This is a genomic window from Paenibacillus stellifer (genome assembly GCF_000758685.1).
Classification (GTDB): domain Bacteria; phylum Bacillota; class Bacilli; order Paenibacillales; family Paenibacillaceae; genus Paenibacillus_AQ; species Paenibacillus_AQ stellifer.
Window position 1 is genome coordinate 4,683,531 of sequence record NZ_CP009286.1, and the last position, 19,171, is coordinate 4,702,701.

At 55.5% G+C, this 19,171-nt stretch carries 19 protein-coding genes; 8 read left to right on the forward strand and 11 right to left on the reverse strand.

The features are described 5' to 3' along the window. The first annotated feature begins 133 nt into the window (after positions 1–133). Positions 134–376, forward strand: coding sequence for an alpha/beta-type small acid-soluble spore protein (locus PSTEL_RS21590; protein ID WP_038698554.1), 243 nt, complete (start codon positions 134–136; stop codon positions 374–376). Positions 377–540: 164 nt separating this feature from the next. Here PSTEL_RS21590 and PSTEL_RS21595 read toward each other — a convergent pair whose 3' ends face one another. Next, a complete protein-coding gene (locus PSTEL_RS21595; RefSeq protein ID WP_038698556.1) occupies positions 541–948 on the reverse strand; it encodes a hypothetical protein in 408 nt (135 codons plus the stop codon). A 321-nt stretch (positions 949–1,269) separates the two neighbouring features. Further along, a complete protein-coding gene (locus PSTEL_RS21600; protein ID WP_038698558.1) occupies positions 1,270–3,072 on the reverse strand; it encodes a M3 family oligoendopeptidase in 1,803 nt (600 codons plus the stop codon). Positions 3,073–3,206: 134 nt separating this feature from the next. Here PSTEL_RS21600 and PSTEL_RS21605 point away from each other — a divergent pair, with 134 nt between their 5' ends. Both PSTEL_RS21605 and PSTEL_RS21610 read left to right on the forward strand, forming a co-directional pair. Continuing rightward, positions 3,207–3,386, forward strand: a complete 180-nt coding sequence (locus PSTEL_RS21605) for a YycC family protein (RefSeq protein ID WP_038698560.1) — start codon at positions 3,207–3,209, stop codon at positions 3,384–3,386. Continuing rightward, on the forward strand, positions 3,383–3,613 hold the full coding sequence (locus tag PSTEL_RS21610; RefSeq protein ID WP_038698562.1) for a hypothetical protein: 231 nt from the start codon (positions 3,383–3,385) through the stop codon (positions 3,611–3,613). The genes PSTEL_RS21605 and PSTEL_RS21610 overlap by 4 nt, the downstream gene beginning before the upstream one ends. Before the next feature lie 165 nt (positions 3,614–3,778). Here PSTEL_RS21610 and PSTEL_RS21615 read toward each other — a convergent pair whose 3' ends face one another. Further along, a complete protein-coding gene (locus tag PSTEL_RS21615; protein WP_038701454.1) occupies positions 3,779–4,477 on the reverse strand; it encodes a DUF2225 domain-containing protein in 699 nt (232 codons plus the stop codon). Positions 4,478–4,498: 21 nt separating this feature from the next. Beyond that, on the reverse strand, positions 4,499–4,888 hold the full coding sequence (locus tag PSTEL_RS21620) for a globin domain-containing protein (RefSeq protein WP_038698564.1): 390 nt from the start codon (positions 4,886–4,888) through the stop codon (positions 4,499–4,501). 518 nt (positions 4,889–5,406) lie between these two features. Between PSTEL_RS21620 and PSTEL_RS21625 the strand changes: the two genes are divergently transcribed. The 4 genes from PSTEL_RS21625 to PSTEL_RS21640 all read left to right on the forward strand — a co-directional run bounded on the left by PSTEL_RS21625 (position 5,407) and on the right by PSTEL_RS21640 (position 10,544). Then, positions 5,407–6,741 (forward strand): nucleoside recognition domain-containing protein, encoded by a 1,335-nt coding sequence (locus PSTEL_RS21625; protein ID WP_038698566.1) that lies wholly within the window; start codon positions 5,407–5,409, stop codon positions 6,739–6,741. A 138-nt stretch (positions 6,742–6,879) separates the two neighbouring features. Continuing rightward, positions 6,880–7,683, forward strand: coding sequence for an NAD kinase (locus PSTEL_RS21630; RefSeq protein ID WP_038698567.1), 804 nt, complete (start codon positions 6,880–6,882; stop codon positions 7,681–7,683). Positions 7,684–7,885: 202 nt separating this feature from the next. Beyond that, the gene (locus PSTEL_RS21635; RefSeq protein WP_038698569.1) at positions 7,886–9,055 is read left to right on the forward strand and encodes a copper amine oxidase N-terminal domain-containing protein; all 1,170 of its coding nucleotides are present in this window, start codon (positions 7,886–7,888) and stop codon (positions 9,053–9,055) included. A gap of 40 nt (positions 9,056–9,095) precedes the next feature. Next, a complete protein-coding gene (locus PSTEL_RS21640) occupies positions 9,096–10,544 on the forward strand; it encodes a S41 family peptidase (protein ID WP_038698572.1) in 1,449 nt (482 codons plus the stop codon). A gap of 93 nt (positions 10,545–10,637) precedes the next feature. On the opposite strand, the gene PSTEL_RS26475 is transcribed toward PSTEL_RS21640, so the two are convergent. Both PSTEL_RS26475 and lipA read right to left on the reverse strand, forming a co-directional pair. Next, positions 10,638–11,480, reverse strand: a complete 843-nt coding sequence (locus PSTEL_RS26475) for a YutD family protein (RefSeq protein WP_245625003.1) — start codon at positions 11,478–11,480, stop codon at positions 10,638–10,640. A gap of 98 nt (positions 11,481–11,578) precedes the next feature. Beyond that, on the reverse strand, positions 11,579–12,481 hold the full coding sequence (lipA, locus tag PSTEL_RS21650) for a lipoyl synthase (protein WP_038698574.1): 903 nt from the start codon (positions 12,479–12,481) through the stop codon (positions 11,579–11,581). 252 nt (positions 12,482–12,733) lie between these two features. Here lipA and PSTEL_RS21655 point away from each other — a divergent pair, with 252 nt between their 5' ends. Beyond that, complete coding sequence (locus PSTEL_RS21655) at positions 12,734–13,840, forward strand: M23 family metallopeptidase (RefSeq protein ID WP_038698576.1); 1,107 nt, start codon at positions 12,734–12,736, stop codon at positions 13,838–13,840. A gap of 69 nt (positions 13,841–13,909) precedes the next feature. Here PSTEL_RS21655 and PSTEL_RS26480 read toward each other — a convergent pair whose 3' ends face one another. The 5 genes from PSTEL_RS26480 to guaD form a co-directional block, all read right to left on the reverse strand. After that, positions 13,910–14,590: an alpha/beta hydrolase gene (locus PSTEL_RS26480; RefSeq protein WP_052098815.1), complete on the reverse strand. Its 681-nt coding sequence runs from the start codon at positions 14,588–14,590 to the stop codon at positions 13,910–13,912. Positions 14,591–14,710: 120 nt separating this feature from the next. After that, on the reverse strand, positions 14,711–15,247 hold the full coding sequence (locus PSTEL_RS21665; RefSeq protein WP_038698578.1) for a DinB family protein: 537 nt from the start codon (positions 15,245–15,247) through the stop codon (positions 14,711–14,713). A 254-nt stretch (positions 15,248–15,501) separates the two neighbouring features. Then, on the reverse strand, positions 15,502–16,689 hold the full coding sequence (yunB, locus tag PSTEL_RS27250) for a sporulation protein YunB (RefSeq protein WP_084065252.1): 1,188 nt from the start codon (positions 16,687–16,689) through the stop codon (positions 15,502–15,504). A gap of 157 nt (positions 16,690–16,846) precedes the next feature. Further along, entirely contained in the window at positions 16,847–17,458 is a 612-nt protein-coding gene (locus PSTEL_RS21675; protein ID WP_038698581.1) for a TVP38/TMEM64 family protein, read from the reverse strand. 264 nt (positions 17,459–17,722) lie between these two features. Beyond that, entirely contained in the window at positions 17,723–19,081 is a 1,359-nt protein-coding gene (gene guaD / locus PSTEL_RS21680; RefSeq protein ID WP_038698583.1) for a guanine deaminase, read from the reverse strand. Positions 19,082–19,171 lie beyond the last annotated feature (90 nt).

Consider the following 19,171-nt stretch of genomic DNA (forward strand, 5'->3'; position numbering starts at 1 on the left):
TTAACAGGGTTGTAACCGCTGTCGCAATCCAATATCCTGACATGAATTCCCATCCACATCCTCTGTGAATCTGTGCATGATATCTCCTCTTCGGGTCATACTATCTCTACCAAGGACGAAGGAGGTGACAAACATGGGTCAAGCAGGTCAAAGCCAAGGTCGCAGCAGCCGTTCCAACAACCTGGTCGTTCCTCAAGCCACTGCAGCTCTGCAGCAGCTGAAATATGAAGCCGCTCAGGAGCTTGGTGTAACCATCCCTCAGGACGGTTACTATGGTAACTATACTTCCCGCGAAACCGGTTCTCTGGGAGGTTATATCACCAAGCGTCTTGTACAACTGGCTGAGCAGCAGCTCTCCGGTCGTTCGACACTGTAATCCATCGTTTATCGCTTAACCTGAGCCCTCCCGCTTCCTAAGGAAGCGCGGGGGCTTTTTGAAGCTTAATCATCGTTGAATACGAAGAAACGGTACAGGTTCAGCCGATTCAAAGCAGGTTCCAGGTATGTTCTTCTAACATGAGTTCTTTTAAAATGAGTCCTTTAGCCGCAATTATGATCGGCATCGGCACCTGCGCTTCTCGGATATCGGATCATCAGATTGGCCATATTATAATTGGATTCCAGCACTGCATCGACCATTACAATTCCCTGCTTGACAGCGAATTCAAAGCTGATCTCGCCATGCGTCCAACGCCGCTTGAATTTCAGGCTCTCCAAAGCCATAAGCCGAAAGGAGGCATGCTGCTCGGGCGTCAGCCCCTCCTCTTTCTCCAGAAATGTTCCGCTGCGTCCAGTCAGCGGATTATGCCGGATGCCGAATTTGCCAACCAAGTCATTTCGTATTTGCACAAACACAATACCCGAGGTCACCCCCGAAAGCTCCTCCCGAAGCTCCCTAAACACCAAATCCAACTGCCTCGCAAGAGACAATTGCTCCGTCTTCAACATGAATTATCCTCCTCAAACTAGTTATACAGCCTCACTTCATAAGGCTTAAGACTCATTATAGGGGATTGCTTTGTGCACTACAACAATTTCCAACATAATTGGGTTATTATTCCTATAAATGCGCATTTTTCTTTGTTTTCTAACAAGTTTCTCATCGCTGAACGGGTGTTTTCGACATATATCCATAAAAAAAGACCCGTGCCGACCAAAGATCGGAGAGGGTCTATTCGTATTTACACCTATGGATTTAGCTTTCTTTCGTACGTTTGCAGACTAGGTCGTCAGCAGGATTCATATTTGCGCATTGATTGCGAAAGACTCCTAGGCCAAATGTTCAGTCATCTTGAGGAAGGTGTCGATATCCTCGAGAATCAGATCGGCAGCCCCCTGCCAGAAATCCGGTTGGGACAGATCCACTCCGAGGTGTTTGCGGACCAATTCCTCCAGCGTCATAACCCCGGTGTCACGCAGCAGCGCGTCGTATTTGTCCGCAAAGGAAGGTCCCTCCTGAAGAGCCAGACGATACAATCCGGTGCTGAACATATAGCCGACCGTGTACGGGAAGTTATAGAACGGCACATCCGTAATATAAAAATGCAGCTTCGCCGCCCAGAAATGCGGATGGTAACCGGACAGAATGCCGCCGAACGCTTCTTTCTGTGCGTCGACCATCAGAGCGCACAGTTCCTCTGCGCTGACAAGTCCGGCTTTGCGCTTCTCGTAGAAGGCTGTCTCAAAGAGGAAACGGGCATGAATATTCATGAAGAAGGCCACGCTGTTCTGAAGCTTCTCCTCCAGCAGCGCCAGCTTCTCCTCGTCGCTGCCAGCAGCTTTGACCTGGGCATCGGCTACAATAACCTCCGCGAAGGTAGAAGCCGTCTCTGCCACATTCATCGCGTAGTTCTGGTTCAGCAGCGGCTGGTCGTCGAGCAGATAGGAATGATACGCATGACCCAGCTCATGCGCCAGTGTCGCCACATTGGACGGCGTGCCGCTGTAAGTCATGAAGATCCGCGATTCCTTGCTCATCGGGAACGACACGCAGAACCCTCCCGGACGCTTGGCCGGACGGTCTTCCGCTTCAATCCAATTACTGTCGAAGGCGCGCTCGGCGAAGGCCGCCATCTTGGGACTGAATTTGCCGAATTGGGCGACAATTTCCTTCGCTGCGCTGTCATAAGGGATCTTGCCCGATGATCGAGCAATCGGCGCTTCAACATCTTCCCAGCTGAGGCTTTCCAGTCCAAGCAGCTTTGCTTTGCGCTGCAGATAAGCCTGAAGCGCAGGCTTGTTCTTGGCGATTGTCTTCCACATCATTTCGAGGGATTCCGCCGTCATCCGGTTGATCATCAGCGGCTCTTTAAGCACGCTGTCCCATCCCCGGGCGCCATACAGCTTCAGACGGAAGCCGGCAAGATGGTTAAGCGTGTCGGCGCAATAGTCGGCCACATTTTCCCATGCCTTTTCCCATTTGGCGAACATGTCCTTCCGCGCCTTGTTGTCATTATCATGCAGCTTGTTAAAAGCCTGGCCGGCCGACAGCTTCTTCTCCGTGCCGTCTTCATCCTTATATGGAATGGCAATTGAGCTTACAATCGTCTCATAATGCTCACTCCAGCCATGATAGCCGTCAACGGCAAGGTCCAGCGCCAGGCTCTCCAGCTCCGGACTCAGCTTCTCGCGCGCCTGGTCCCGGCTCTCGCCCAGAACAAAGGACAGCGGGGCAATCTCCGGACGGGCCATCCACTGCGCCCATACCTCATCCTCCGTCTGGCGCAGCACATTTTCGAATGCGGAAGATACCCCTTGGAACCGGGCGCTCAGGCCGGCTACAGATCCGGAGAGACGGACGGCGCCCTTGTCCTGCTGATTCTGTGCGCCCAGACAGCCTGCGAATTCCGAGGCCTGGATCAGGCGGCCGGTACAGCTCTGAAGCAGCTCTATGATCCCGTCAAAAGCCTGGCTGTCCTCTACACTCTGTGGAGCGCGGGCCGTCTTGACCTGCTCGGCCAGCTTGCCGATATCTCCATCCAGTTCAGCGAGAAAAGCTTCAAATTCGGAAGAGGCGGAGCCTCCGGCAAAGAGGGAATCCAGTTCCCAGGTTAGGGAAAGCGGTTGTTTCATCGGTCAACACCCATCCTTTATAGTTGTTGTATGCTTTTATCATAGCATTCCATGTTTGCTTTGTAATGCTTCGCGCTACATGGTAAAGTGGATTACACGCTTATCATTTAAAACGATTGGGAGGACAATTACAAATGCGGCCACTTCAAATTTCGCCGGAAACGGCATTGGCGCTCTCGAAGCAGCTGGGTGTCCCTCTGGAGCATTTAATGCATATGCCGCAGCACATCCTGATGCAGAAGATAGCCGAGCTCTCCAAGAAGAACGCCAGCGAGGGCGGTTCGCCTGAAGGGGAAGGCAAGAACGAAGCATGATTCCTTTCGACCGCGCCTGGCCTTACGACATTATTCTTGGAGATATGTATGTGCAGACCTGCCCGTTCTGCGGCGCCGAGAACGTGCTGCTTCCCATGAAACCGAAAGAGCTGAAGAGCGTCAGGGAAGGCAAGAAGAAGCTGCTGGTCTTTCCATGCTGCAGCGAAAGACCCGTCGTAATCGACAGCGACGACGATTATCTGCTGTTTGACCGGTCGGTGCGCTAATTCCGTACGCTAACGCTAATTCCGCTTGTACCCGCCAACAGAAACAGACACCGTCCTCAAGGAACGGCGCCTGTTTCTTTTTTTGTGGTCATATATGAAATAAGGGCATCCTTATTCTTGAACACTCTATTGATCATTCCACAGATTGGTCAGGCCACAGATATCTCAGGCCACAGGACCGGGCTCCTGGCCCTGCATCTGCTCCCGAATGACTCCCCACTGCTCGCGTGCCGCCCGGATCATTCCGGCATCCATAATCTTGCGGTCGTTGACGATCCGCGAGAACCACTTGACGGCTTCGTTAAACTGGCCAGTGCGGCGGTTAAGCTCACCGATCAGGAACATAAGCCGGGCGTCGCTTCCCGATATGCCTTCCTGCTGGAAGACGTTGATGTAACTGTCAAGACTATGCTTCAGGAAGCGGAGCTCCTGCGCCTCATCGCCATTATACCGGTACATCCAGGCGATATGATGCAGCAGGCTTGCGATCAGCCGTTCCTTGTCCTGCGTAGCCTGGGCGCAGAGCAGAGCAAGCTTGTACGTCTCCAGCGCCTCGCTCCAGCTTCTCTTGCCTTCGAAACTCCGGGTCTCCCAGCGGCTGCCGATCTGGGTCATGAATGCCTTGCGCTGCCAGTCGGTGAGTCTCTCCGCCGAATTCTCCGTGGAAGCGAAGCCGCAGTGCGGGCAGATACGGACTACATAATAATCGGGATTCTCATTCTGGTAATAGGAGCAGAAATCCGCGTCACGCCGGATCGCTCTCTTAAGGCTCGGACGTACCCGGGAGGTCATGAATTCCTCCTCGCAGTTGCAGCACTTCACTTTAATCGAATACAAGGGCTCCAGAGCGACCGTCTGATTCATTGTCGTGGCGTCCATCACACTTCACTGCCTTTCCGGGGGTGTGTTGACAAAATGGCGGGCCGGGCCCGCTAACCGCCCAATCACGAACGTCCGGAGCTCTTCCTCCGTCCCAATCTCCTTTAGAGCTTCATCCATGCATTCGAGCCAATCCTCTGCCAACTCCAGCGTAATCGGCACATGCATATGGCGGGCTCTCATCATCGGGTGACCATGCTGATCGGAGTAGAGGGAAGGACCTCCGAAGAATTGTGTCAGGAAAAGAAATTGCTTGTCCCTAACCAGTAATATATCGTCTGGGAACAACGGACCAAGACGAGGATGACCCTGAATCTTGGCGTAGAATGCCTCCACTAGCCTGCGCAGGCCTTCGGCTCCGCCTAAATTCTCATATAAAGTCTGCTTCGGATTCATGGGAAATGCCAACCTTTCGCCGAATATAATAGTATCGACCTATTGATTATACCAAATTAAGGACCAAAAGACATCAGAAAAACAGAAAAATAACGGAATATGTACCTATAATTTTGTGAGTAGGTCTAAAGTTATAATGTATCAGCAAACGCTGTCGATATTCAGGGAGGACGGTTTTTTTCTATTTATGCCACTGAAAAAGGCTTCAAGACGCAAAAAAGACGCTAAACGAATGTTTAGCGTCTGCAGCATATTAATAGGTCCGCCAATCCTCATCACCAGGAGAGACGAGGGAGGCTCGGATGACATAAACAAAAGCGCACACAAGAACGCCGGCAACTACGCTCATCATCATCACTCCCCAATATACATTTGGTTTGATTCATTTGTTAATTTTCATATTATCACAAACCAAAGCAAATTGCACTATATTTTGCAAACGCTTTCTTTAAGTTTTTTGTGCTGATTGTCCCATTTGCCGCATACAACATAACTAAACAAACGGAGGCCAAGTACCCATGATCAAAAAAATCGGCACCCCCTTGCTGATTGCCGGGCTGGCGGGCTGCATGCTTCTTATCCTGCTATACCCGGAGGCTTCGCTGGATGCGGCCCTGCGTGGACTTGCCGTCTGGTGGGACGTGCTGTTCCCTTCCCTCTTTCCATTCTTCGTGCTGTCCGAGCTCATGCTGGGCTTCGGCATTGTCCATCTGTTCGGCGCCTTGCTTGATCCGCTGATGCGTCCGCTGTTCCGCATTCCCGGCTGCGGAGGCTTCGTTATGGCGATGGGCTATGTATCCGGCTATCCGGTCGGGGCGCGCCTCACCGCCAAGCTTCGCGAACAGGGACAGCTTACCCGGATCGAGGGAGAGCGGCTCGTGGCTTTCACGACTTCGTCGGACCCCATCTTTCTGCTCGGCGCCGTATCGGTCGGCTTCTTCCACAACGCCGCTCTGGGACCGTATCTCGCACTGTCCCACTATGGAAGCGGATTGATCCTGGGGCTCCTCCTGTCCTTCTATGGCAGGAAGGAAGAGCGCCGGCTGGCTGGTGCCGGGAAGAAGCGGCCGAAAGTGCCGACGCGTCCTGGACCCTTGGACCCGGATCGCCCGGAGCAGACTAGAGAGCGGGGTGCCGGGCTGGAACCGGCCGTGCCGGATACGCCAACGCCTGCAGCGGACATGCGGGTACCAGTACCAGGCAAGGTGCGTCTGCGGACGGCTCTTGCCTCCATGGCAGAGGCCCGCCGGAAGGATGGACGGAGTCTTGGCGAGCTGCTGAAGGGCGCAATTGAATCCTCCCTGCGCCTTATTATGGTCGTAGGAGGCCTGGTTGTATTCTTCACCATGCTAATGGAGCTGATGGACCGGGCGGGAATTCTCGGTCTTCTTCTGACGGCAGCCGGACATGTGCTCGCTGCCTTGGGATTTCCGGCCGGTCTGACCGAAGCGCTGACCAGCGGCTTCTTCGAGGTCACCGTCGGCGTCAAGGCAGCCGGAAGCGCGGCCGCGGCTCTCCCCTTCAAGGCTGCGGCGGCAGCCTTCATCCTCTCATGGGGAGGGCTGTCGGTCCACGCCCAGGTCGCCAGCATCTGGAACGGCACCGGCCTCCGGTACTTGCCGTTCATGGCCGCCAGGCTGATACACGCCGTGCTGTCGGCAGTTCTCGCGCTTCTGCTCTGGCGGCCGATGATGGGATCGGCTCCTGCCCTGGCTCCGCTTGCGGCGGGGCGCCCGGTCCAATCTATTCCCTCCGGATTGGCGCTTCTCGGACTGGTGCTGGGAGCAATGCTGCTGCTCTCGCTTGCAGCGGCTGCGGCCAGCAGGATTGGCCGCTTGTACAAAGGAAGATAACCCGCCTGCGGTTTCCGGCTCCATGTCCCGAAAGACGGCGAATTCCTTAAGCCGTTCAGTCCCTTAGACATTGTGTTCCGGCCCGAGATTGATTATGATCGGTGTATGACAGAACCCTAACAAAGGAGTCCATTCACCTTGAGATATTATGTCTTGGACCGGGGCGATCAGTTGTCCATCGATCTCAGCCAGCAATTTCACAAGCTGGCGGAGGCTCGGGGCATGCAGCTTGACGCCGAAACGCCGGAAATCGTCGTCTCCATCGGAGGAGACGGCACTATGCTTCATGCTTTTCACACCTTCATAGACCGGATCTCCCAGCTCGCCTTCGTAGGCGTTCATACCGGTCATCTGGGCTTCTACGCCGATTGGCAGGCCGACGAGCTGCCCGCGCTTGTGGACTATATGTGCGGACGCTCCGATGCCGGAGCGCGCCGGGCCAAAATCGTCAAATATCCGCTGCTTGAGCTCGAAATTCATAAGAAATCGGGCACTACTTCGCATATCGCCCTTAACGAATTCACACTGAAGGGCATAGACGGAACGATCGTCATCCAGATTGATATCAATGACGAGACGTTCGAGATGTTCCGGGGAGACGGTATCTGCATCTCCACCCCTTCCGGAAGCACAGCCTATAACAAAAGTCTCGGCGGAGCGATGGTTCACCCCACGATCGAGGCGCTTCAGATTGCAGAAATTGCATCGATCAACAATCGGGTGTTCCGGACGATGGGCTCCCCTCTGCTGCTGCCAAAGCATCATCACTGCGATATTTTCTCTTGCAAGGAGCAGCGGCTCATGCTGACAGTGGACCATAACAACTACCCGATTGACGATCTGGTTTCCGTCCGGTGCCAGGTATCCGATAAGAAGGTCAGCTTCGCGCGCTACCGTCCATTTCCTTTCTGGAACCGCGTGCGCTCGTCCTTCCTGGTCTAGCGTACATCGAAGAACGGACGAGCGGCAGGCCCGGCCAGGTCTTAAGTCCTTCTGCGCCCCGCTCCGCTTGCCGCTCTTCCGCGTCTTGCAGCACCTGGAAATCTAGTAAAATAGCTGTCGAATAATAATAGACACCAGAAATAAACGGATGGTATAATGATCCTATTTTACAAAGACTTACATAATTAAAGGAGAGAACAAATTGAAAAAGTGGTGTGCTTCGCTGGGGGCAATCCTGTTGTCCCTGGTTCTCGCCGTGCCCGCATTTGCGGCGCAGACGCCGATTAAGGTGTATGTGGACGGCGCTCAGGTTTCATTCCCCGCCGGCTCTCCGTATATCCTGAACAGCTCCGTCATGGTTCCGTTCAGAGCCGTATTCGAAAGCCTCGGCCTTACGGTAGGCTGGGACCCCTCTACCAAATCGGTAACCGGCACCAGCAATGGACTTGCAATCACGTTGACGGTGGGCAGCAACCGCGCCTCGGTCAATAATGTGGTCAGCAAGCTTCTCGCAGCGCCTGTGCAGAATGGAGGAACCGTATACGTCCCGTTACGTTTTATCGGCGAAGCGACCGGCGGAGATGTGAAATGGGACCCGGCTGCAAGAAGCGTGCAAATATCCAAGCCCGCGGCTGACACCGGAAATTCGGAGGCTGACATTACCGCTGTCATCAACAAGCTGAACGATTATTTCAACGCTGAGGATGAAGCGGGAGTCAAATCGCTTGCGGCATCCGGCTCTTCTTTTGCCAACAGTCTCGATAGCCTGGACTCCATGTTCAAGTACTATGATCTGAAGTACGAGCTCAAGAGCCTCTCGGTCGTAAGCGCTACGGCTTCTGATGCGACCGTCTCCACCGTTGAAATCAACACGCGGACGGGCGGCTATTACGTGCCGAATTCGCAGGATGAGACCATCTATTATCTCGTCAATACCGACGGCAGCTGGAAGGTATCGAAGATCACGACCGAGAAATCGACCATTCTTCTGACCCGGGAACAGGGCATCACCAAAGCCAACGTTCCGGTAAGCGAGCAGGCGGCCATTCATACCTTGCTGACCAATCATTATCAGAACATGAATACCGAAAATGTTGCCGGAGTGATGAGCGGCCTTACTTCTTACGATGATAAAGATTACACCGACGCGCAGCAGAGCGCTCTGGAAAAATTCTTCCAACAGTATGACCTGAGCTATTTCGTGAAATCATCCAATATTTTCTATTATGGCGACGGTGAAGCCGCCGTATATGTGGAGCTTCAAGTGACAGATAAGAGCGATTCGTCCACGACTGATCAGACTCTCATTCTCGTCGTGGACAAATACGATCGGACATGGAGCATCAGCGACAGCTATACTGTCTCCCCTTAAGGGCCGGGACAGCAAATAATCCGCAAAGGATGTATGAATCATGACATTCAAAAAGTTCACGGCTGCGGCGGCCGGCAGCTTCCTGGCCTTATCCCTTGTCTTCTCTCCCGCCGCTCTCGCCGCAGACAGCACCCAGACAACAGCCCAGTCTGCCTCCAGCACCGATCTGATCAATGAAGTGATGCAGTATGTCGAGAGCTACAATCTGACGGGCGCCGACAAGGATGCGCTGATCCGCGCGGCCGTCGACGGCATGGTGGAATCGCTTAACGATCCCTACAGCGAGTACTTCAGCACAGAGGAAGCCAAGGAGCTTCAGAGTGAGCTTGCACTCGATTATGTGGGCATCGGCGTACAGCTCGTCTATTCGGGCAGCGAACTGTACATCGAATCGGTAATGGCAGGATCTCCTGCGGAGAAAGCCGGAGTGAAGCGCGGCGACACCCTCCTGAAGATCGACGGCGTCAAGATTGAAGATCTGCAGAGCGACACGCTGAGCGGCAAAGCGGGCACGAACGTCACGCTGACCATCAAGCGCGGCAGCACCGTCAAGAACGTGGTCGTGACCCGAAGCGAGCTTGATTATCCATCCGTTACCGGTCAGATACTCGGTTCGGGCATTGCGTACATCTCCCTGAACGGCTTCACGGAGGACGCCGACGAAGAGTTCACGAGTGTGCTGTCCAAAATGCGCGCCGGCGGAATGAAGTCCATGATTCTCGATCTCCGCAACAACGGGGGCGGCTACATGGATTCCGCCTACAACATCGCCTCCCAGTTCATCGACAAGGGAATTATGATGTACACGGCCGATAATACCGGCACCCTGACGCCTGTGACGATCACGAACGGAACCAAGATGAACGTACCAGTCGTCATCCTGACGAATGAATACACCGCCAGCGCCTCCGAGGCGTTGACCGGCGCGCTGCATGACAATCATCTGGCAACGGTCGTCGGCGTCAAGACATACGGCAAAGCCCGCATTCAAAGTCTGTTCAACCTGTCGGACGGCGGACTGCTCAAGCTGACCACTGAGCGCTACCTGACACCGGACAAAGTCGATTTCAACCATATCGGCCTGACGCCGGATATCGAAGTAAAAGGCGATGCAGCCCAGATCATCACCGCGATGCAGCTCGCCGGCAGTAAATCCATCGAGGCAGCCGGAGACAACCACATCCTTGACGTCAACGGCAAGGCGTTCTCCGGCAATGTCGGCCTGGTGAAGCAAGGCAATACGGTCTACGCCTCCGCCCGTGTTCTGGCGGCTCTGGTCGAAGCTGACCTTACCTGGGATTCCAAGAACAAGAAGGCGGTTGTCACAACCGGAGCCGGCAAAGCGTACGGCTTCAGCATTGCCTCCAAAGAGGCGCTGTACCAGAACGACGAAACCCTTATCTCCCTGGATGCGTTCAAGAAGAAATTCCCTGCGCTCGTCTATAAATACGACACAGCGCAGAACCGGTTAACATTGTCCGTCAAGTAATCGCACAGCTTCTATAACTGAAATAAAAGAGTGCCGCAAACGTTCCCGGGAACGTTAGCGGCACTCTTTGTTATCCATCATATAGGCAGGCTGTTATGAGGTCTGCTGCGGGTTATTATTCTGTGCGTTATTCTGCGGGCTGTTCTGGGCTTTGGGAGAGCCTTGGTTCTCGCGGTTCTCACGGCTCTCCCTTTGCTCCCTTGCCTTTGGCTCGCGGTTCTGGGATTCGCGGGGGCCGCCGGACCGGGAACTATTCTCCCGTCCCTGCCCTTCGCGCACCTGATTATCCCGATTCTGATTATCCCGATTCTGATTATCTCGATTCTGATTATCTCGATTCTGATTATCCCGGCGCTGCCCGCCGCGTGCCTGGCCCTCGCGGCCAGCGGCTTCCTTGGGCTGGCTGTCGCGGTTGCGCTTGCCCTGGAACTCCTTGTTCCGGTTGTCGCGCCCCCGTTCTTTGGCGCCCTTGTCACGGGGAGCATTCTCCCTGGCTCCCTGCTCCTTGACCGGCTGTTCCTTGGACACCGCCGATTCAACCTGATATTTGCGGGAGGAAATCTGGGGGATTTCCTCGTCTCGGACAGGCGCTTCGGCTCCTGCGGCATCCCCGGCTTCGGCCGCACCTGCGGATTCCTTGGGAACTTCGGCCGGTTCCTTGATCAGAATGTCCTTGGCGAGCGGATCTCTCGGAGCATCCTTCATCTTGCGGAGCACAAAATAGGCGCAGCCGAAGTTGCAGTATTCATTAATATAATCAACGAAGCCCGAAATCGCGCTGTCCCTGTTCGCCTTCGGATGATTATCCCGGTAAAATCCTTTCAGGCGCAGCTGGCCGTAGCCCCAATCGCCGACGATATAGTCGTAGCGGTCCAGCACTTCGCTGTATCTTCCGCGGAAGCCCTCCGGGTTCCAGCCTTCCTTATGATTTGCCATGAGCTCGTAGCTTTTTCCGCCAATAACGATCAAGCAAGACTCGCCTGCCTTTCCACATATAAATTCGGCGAAGCCTTATAACAAGACTTCGTCTCTTCCTAATTCGCTGCCGTACGCTCCTCGCGAGATTTCGCGGCAGACTGGGTCTGCTCATGCGCATGATAGGAGCTGCGCACCAGCGGGCCTGATTCCACATGGCTGAAGCCGCGCTTCAGTCCTTCCTCCTTCAGCTTCGCAAAGTCCTCCGGCGGATAATATTTCACGACATTCAGATGCTGTGGCGAAGGCTGCAGGTACTGGCCGATTGTCAGAATATCGCAGTCGACTTCGCGCAGATCATCCATCGCCTGAAGAATTTCATCCCACTCTTCGCCCACGCCCAGCATAATGCTGGATTTGGTCGGAATCTTCGGCTGCATCTCCTTCGCCCGGCGAAGCAGCTCCAGGGAACGGCGGTATTTCGCCTTGGCCCGCACCCGGTCCGACATCCGCTCAACCGTTTCGATGTTGTGGTTGAGAATATCAGGCTTGCTGTCCATGACGATCTGCAGGCTGTCCCGGTCGCCCATGAAGTCGGGAATCAGCACCTCCACGCTGCACAGCGGCAGCCGCTTGCGCATGGCTTTTACCGTCTCGGCAAAAATCGTCGCCCCGCCGTCCTTCAAGTCGTCGCGCGCTACGCTCGTTATGACGCAGTGGCGCAGGTTCATATTCTCGGCGGCTTCAGCCACCCGTTCCGGCTCCTGAAGATCCAGCTCGGTTGGCATGCCTGTGTTGACTGCACAGAACCGGCACGCCCGGGTACAAATATCGCCTAATATCATAAACGTAGCCGTCCGGTTGGCCCAACATTCGTAAATATTGGGGCAACGGGCTTCTTCACATACTGTATGTAAAGTCTTGGAACGCATCATACCTTTAATATCCTGATAGTTCTCTCCTGTTGTCAGCTTGATCCGAATCCAGTCCGGCTTAAGTGGTTTCGCATTTTTCTGTGCCATATGAACAATCCCCTCTTTCGCCTGAATGTGAAAAGTTGTAAAGTGCTGCCTTACATTATAACATGCGCGCAGGGGAAATGCTTCTTTTTGTGAATGAGCTGTGTCACTTCACACCCTTGCACTTTAGGCGGATAAAACTTCCCGTTTCGCGCAAGCTAACCGGGCGAGGCCCTCATCTGCAATTCAGCCAAAGGCTTAAGGCCTTATTCATTAAGGACTTCACATAAAACATCAAAGGAGGCTTTCACCATAATGTCCCTTATCAAGGCGGCCTTGCGGACACTGGTGTCCCTGTCAGCCGCCTCCCTGCTGGTTGCCGGCGGGCCGGCGGTCTTCGGCGATTCCGCGAACGGCGGTGCGGGGAAGCCCGTACCCGGGATCCCGCGCGCTCGAAGCGCCTCTGCGCAGGGAAGCGGCGATGTCTACGCCACCCGCCAGGCGCTCTATGACCAGATGGAGGCGGCCACGGGAATTCCCTGGTACCGGCTGGCCGCCATCGACCAGTATGAACGGACAATTGCCAAAGTCAAAGCGTCCGGCAGCCATAACCCGGATCAGCCGGCCAAGACCGCCCGTCTGACCGCGATTCAAATCCCGGCTCCGGTCTGGTGCGGGCCGCTGAATCCTGATCAGGAGGACGCCTCTCCCTCCTCGCTGTCCTTCTTCGGCGGCTTCGGCCAGGACGGCTCCGGAGACGGACGAGCCGACCCGGAGAGCGATATCGACGTACTGTTCAGCATGGCGCAATATATTCGGAAGCATAGCGCCTCCGCCAATGATTTCAATATTGCCGTCTGGGAATATTATCATAACGGGCGGGCCTCCCAGCGCATCGAGCAGTTCTCGAACCTGTACCGCCATTTCGGACGGCTTGATCTGTCCGGCAGCGCGTTCCCTCTGCCACTCGGCAGCACTTATTCCTACCGCAGCACCTGGGGCAGCGGACGCAGCTGGGGAGGAGCCCGCATCCACGAGGGCACCGATCTGTTCACACCATACGGCGTTACCGTCCGGAGCACCTGCTATGGCATTGTCGAGACGAAGGGCTGGAACCGGTATGGGGGATGGCGCATCGGCATCCGCGATATCGAGAACCGCTACCATTACTATGCCCATCTGTCCGGCTATGACAAGACACTCAAGCTCGGCGATATCGTCGCCCCCGGCCAGCAGCTCGGCTGGGCAGGGAGCTCCGGCTACGGCAAGCCGGGAACGAGCGGCAAATTCCCGCCCCATCTGCATTATGGAATTTATAAAGACCGGGGACTCATGGAATGGGCCTTCGATCCGTACCCTCTGCTCAGACAATGGGAAAATGCGGAGCGCAAAGCCCTCCATAGCAAAAGAAGCGGCCGCTGATATGCGGCCGCTTCTTGGCATGTGCGAGAATTATGCGCGCCCCGCGGAGATGGAATGGAGGATGGACGGTCATTCCATTCCGGTATTTTTTTCCATTGAAATAAATCTCAGCACTTCGGACAGAACCTTGTCCTTCTCCTCACTGTAGCAGAGCAGATGCCCGCTTCCCTCCACCATCAGCACCTCTGACCGTGGCGATCCCAGATGCTGCTGCAGATAAGATGCGCTTCTGGTCTTGACCAGATGGTCGCGGGTTCCCTGCACAATCAGGGCAGGAGCCGAAATGCCGGGGTATACGGTGAAACTCTCCCGCACCAGAAGGTTAAATTCACGATTGGCCCGAAGCGGCGTAGACCCGAATTTCCGGAAATAGTTCTTCAGCATGGCGGGTTTTCCCAGTGTCCGGACGATCTCACCCGGATTCAGCGGAAACACCGGCGCGGCCAGCAAAGTCAGCGATTTGACCATCTCCCGATACCGGTTCGCCAGATGGCACGCGAGCAGCGCCCCCATGGAGAAGCCGATGACATGAACGCCTGCTGCTGCGGCCTTGGCCAGTTCCGTCAGTTCCCCTTCAGCCTGGCGAAGCCATTCCGCCCGCCCGAAACGGGCAAGATCGGATCTTCGTCCCGTGTGCCCTCCGAGCGTAAAGGTATGGGCCTTCAGGCCCCGCCGCTCCGCATATTCCGCCAGAGGCGATATTTCAAATATGCCGCCTGTAAAGCCGTGTATGAACAGACAGTGCTCCATAAGATAAGCTTCCCTCTTTCACAGGATGTACAAGTCTCGCCCGGTCTCCTATCCAGCAACTCCCGCAGCCTTTCAACAGACTTTCGGCATAGTCAACTGCTATTCCCGCATTTTGAACAATTAATGGTATTGACCGGTTATGTTGTCATCTCTATCTTTCAGCAATTTAGAAATCAGCACAATCTGCCCTGCATGGTAACCGTAATGTGCGGCAACCTGAATAAGCAGAGTTCTCACTTTTCTTACATCATGGGCTTCGTCTTCCGACGCGTTAACCCGGTGCATCCTGTTCCAGTCCTCCAGAGAATAACGGATGATAACTTCCCTGTTAAGATCCTCCTCGGTTAAACTGGATAAAATACGGGCCGATTCAGCGCGTGTACTTAAGAGAAGCTCCTTCAGTTCCTCCTTCGTTATGCCGCCTTCCGGATCAAACTCACGCCGCGAGCGTTCTCTGATGAACGGTTTGCCGCCGATTGCACTTGCCAAGTTTTGATATTCATTTCCTGCCAAATGCAGGCACAGATTTCCGATACTGTTCGTCGAAGCTTTCAGCCTGGTCCAAATCAACTCATCATCGAGATGATCCAGACTCTTCACAATGCGATTGAGCTGCTTGTCCATATCTTCGAGCACGTCCGTTACGATCTCCAGCATAGCTGTACCTCCCGGGTGTTATTAATTATCGAATGATGCAAAATGCCGAAATCAAAAAAGGCCCTGTTTCGAAATACAGAGCCTTCTGTCCGCAATTAACAAGACTTGCCTGCCAATCATTCGAATGATTGATCTGTCCATTAACAAGAGGCTGTTAAAAAAATGCTTCAAGAAGCTGCGCTCTCTACCATTATAGATGGAACAAAATCTCCAATCAACACAACCCGGACCGGCACGCTTCACTGCCGGACTCTCTATTCGCCGCCCTCTGCAGGCGTTTCCGGCAGCGTCGTCCCGCCGCCTGACGCGCCGCTCCCTGCGCGGGCTCCTCCGTCCGCAGCAGTTCCGCCGCCGGATTTGCCGGCGGACGCGCCGCTGCCTGTACCGCCATCACCCGCCGCTGCGCCGCTCTGGCCGGTGCCCGCCGCCGCTCCGTTCGACACGCCGCCCGTGGAGGGGGCGGGCAGCGCGATATTCGGCGCGCTCGCGCTGCCTTCGCCAACCGGTCTGCCCTGGTTGTCGTAATAATACATCGGCACATCGCCGACGACCATGAGATAGGAGACGGGAATCTCCGTATCGACCACCTGTGGCTCCATGTCGAACGGCACGACGACCGCCAGCTCGGTTACGATGTGGATGTACACTTCGACAAGGATCATGTTAATTCCGGCATTCTGCTGCCGGGTGCTCAGCTCGACCTTGACGGCCCCCTGAGGCTCGATCTTAACCGGAATGTCCGGACCGAACGAAGCGATGAGAGGACTGTCCAATGCCTGGCCCAGCGGAATATGCTCTTTCCGGGTCTGCAGCTCGCTCAAAGTAGACTGGATGACATCCGCCGCCTCCGAGGTAATGCGCATATGCTCGTTGTAATTGAGCATGAAGCCGGAGATTTTGCCGGCGCTGTCCGTCTTCCAGTCGATCAGCTTCTCAGCGCTGCTCCCTCCCGCCACCTGGGAGGAGATCGCCTTGTTGATCGCCTCCGTCGCGATCTGCTTCACGCGGATCTGCGCGAGATGCACAATCGGCGGCTTCATCTGCCGCTCGACATAGCCCACGCCGGCCAGAACGACGGCGAGGAACAGGAGCGCCGATATCAGCCATGCCCGTCGGCGGCTCCTTGGCCTGCGCCGGCTGCCGTCCGCCGGCGCCAGGCCGGGTCCGCCGCCCGAGCTGCGGCGGCGGCCAAACCCCAGGGCCGGGCGCGGCGACCGGCCCGGCCTTGCCTTGAAGCGGGCTCCCGGCTTCAAGGCCCCACCGGCGGGGAAGCCGGAGCTGCGGCTTCCCCATGACCCGGCCGCCGGCCTTCGCGGCCCGGCGGAGCGGAACGCCCGCCGTCTGGCGGGCGGCGTCCAGCTGATCCGCGGCAGACGCAGCCGCGGGAACCGGACCTGCGGCGTGCGAAGCCGCCGGGGTCCCCATCTTTTCACTCTGGCCATTCCGCCATCCCTCCCGCACCTGTGGCGGTCAAGCCGCCTTATACTGTATCGTATTCGCGGAAGTCCCAAAAAAGAAGAACGCCTGCCCCGGCCAAGCCGGAGAGGCGTTCCCGATTTCATTATGAATGTTCATGATTTTGCTGAGCCATCGGCTTTTTCAAATCATCCGCTCCCGTCTGTCTTCCTGCAGATGGCCCCAATGCTTCCAGATGAAGACGGCAATCATGACGGCTAGGAACAAGCCGTAACCGGTCAGATAGAAGCTCCACTGCTCCCGGGGAACGATCAGCGACGAGCTGATGGTGCCGAAGAGCCAAATGAAAGAGAGATTTCCCAATAATGTTCCCCAGATAAACGCGGAAAGAGAGACCGGCGAGACCGCCGCCATTATATTAATGATATTATTGGGAACAATAGGTAGCGTGCGCAGCAGCACAATCGTCCAGATGCCGTAGCGGTTCAAGTAGCGCTGCCATTTGTCATAACGCCTGAGCTTGCGGCTCCATCTCGTCTCGAACCATTGAAATAAATAGCGCCGGAACAGCGCGAATACAATCAGCCCGGCCAGCGTGCCGATCAGCCAGGTGACCAGCATTCCGCCGATAATATGAAACACCGACACATGCAGCACAATCAACAGAATAAACGGGATTAATCCGATCAGACTTTGAAAGACCGCCAGCGGAATCGTCACAAGGAGAATTTCCGGACCGCTGAGACCTAAGTAGCCCAGCAGCCATTCGACCCAGCTGTTGATCGCATCCGTCATGGATTTCTCCCCCTTTCTTCAAAGAAAACACCCCGTCCGGGGTGTTCGTGCATTACGCTATTCTCGGCCGCGTCCAGGCGCAGCTCCTCATATAAATATGACAATGTTAATCCTGAAATAACTACGCCCTCTGGGGCAGGTCCAGTTATTCGCCGCGAAGGGCGGCATGAATGCGTTTAGTTTTGTTCATCATAGCACATTCGGGATTTCGGTGTAAAATAATCCGGGCGAATCTTACGCGTATGCGCATTTCGCCCGGTTCCATCAGCGCGAGCGGGAATGAACCATTTCCCCTTGAACCCACACCTCGCGGATATGCTCGGGACGGCAGAGATACATGATCCGCTGGAACAGCTCGCGCTTCGAATCGCCCCCTCCGAAGACCGGAAGCTTCATGCCCCCCGCAGTCAGATCGATGATCTGCACGTCCCAGGCATAGCCCTCGGCCAGCCGGCCGATCGGCAGACTGAGGCTTTCGCCTCCGCCGGCTGTTGCCAGATAGAACGCCTCGTCGATCGTAATGCGAGATTCCGGGACGCCGCGCCGATCGGCGGGAAGCGCAGTGTCAACGCCATCCTCCAGCATTCTGGAGGAGATGACGGCTTGTCTCGCATTATCGAACAGGCTTGGCGTGTATCCGGCCGAAATATCGGTTCCCAGCCCGATCTCGACCCCCTTGTCCATCCAGCGCGCGAGCGGGAGGACGCCGTTGGCGAAATAGGCGTTGGAGAGGGGACAGTGGCCGATCGCCGTTCCCGTTCTGGCAAAAAGGTCCGCATCTTCGTCATCGAGAAAATTGCAGTGCGCCATTACAGACTTCTGGCCCAGGAGCCCGAAATCATGAAGTGCCGCAGCATCATGCTTCCCGAAGCGTTTCTGCACATATTCATGCGCCCAGTCGCTCTCGCTGCAGTGCGATTGAATATGGACGTCATATCGGGCGGCCAATTCGCCCAGCCCCTGCAAGGCCTCGTCCGTGCAGCTTGGGATGAACCGCGGCGTGACGACGGGGTAGACGCCCTGCTTGACGGATTCCGCAAGCTGTTTGACCTCCCGGATGAACTGTTCCGTCTCGGCCAGCGCCGTCTTGGTGTCGGCATCCCGGTAGTACTCGGGGTTCTGCTCCGGATCATCCATCACAACCTTGCCGACCAGCCCCCGCTGCCCTTTATTCGCGCAGATTTCGGCCAGAAGCAGACTGGCTTCCTTATGAACCGTGGCAAAATAAAGAGCGGTCGTCGTTCCGTTCGCCAGCAGCGTACCGACCAGGTCATCATAGACATCCGCAGCGAACTCCAGGTCGGAGAACTTCGACTCAAGCGGAAACGTATGCGTATGAAGCCACTCATACAGCGGTACATCCAATGCAAGACCCGCCTGCGCCCACTGCGGGGCATGAACATGCAGGTCGATAAATCCGGGGAGCAGATACTGCCCTTCGGCCAAGCGCCGGACTTCATGGGTATTCTGGGTCGCACGGTAAGCGGGATCGCCGGGAGCAATAACCATCTCGATCATTCCGTCATCGTTCACGCAGAACAAATAATTCTCCAGCACTTCGACCTCTTTGGGAGATTTGCTTGTATAAGCCGTCCCCTGAAACACGAGCGCATAAGTCTTCATATCTGGTTGTCCACCACTCTTTATCAGCGTTATCGTCGATGATGATTCATCTCCTCCTATGTTAAGCTTGCGCCGGATGCATGTCCACAT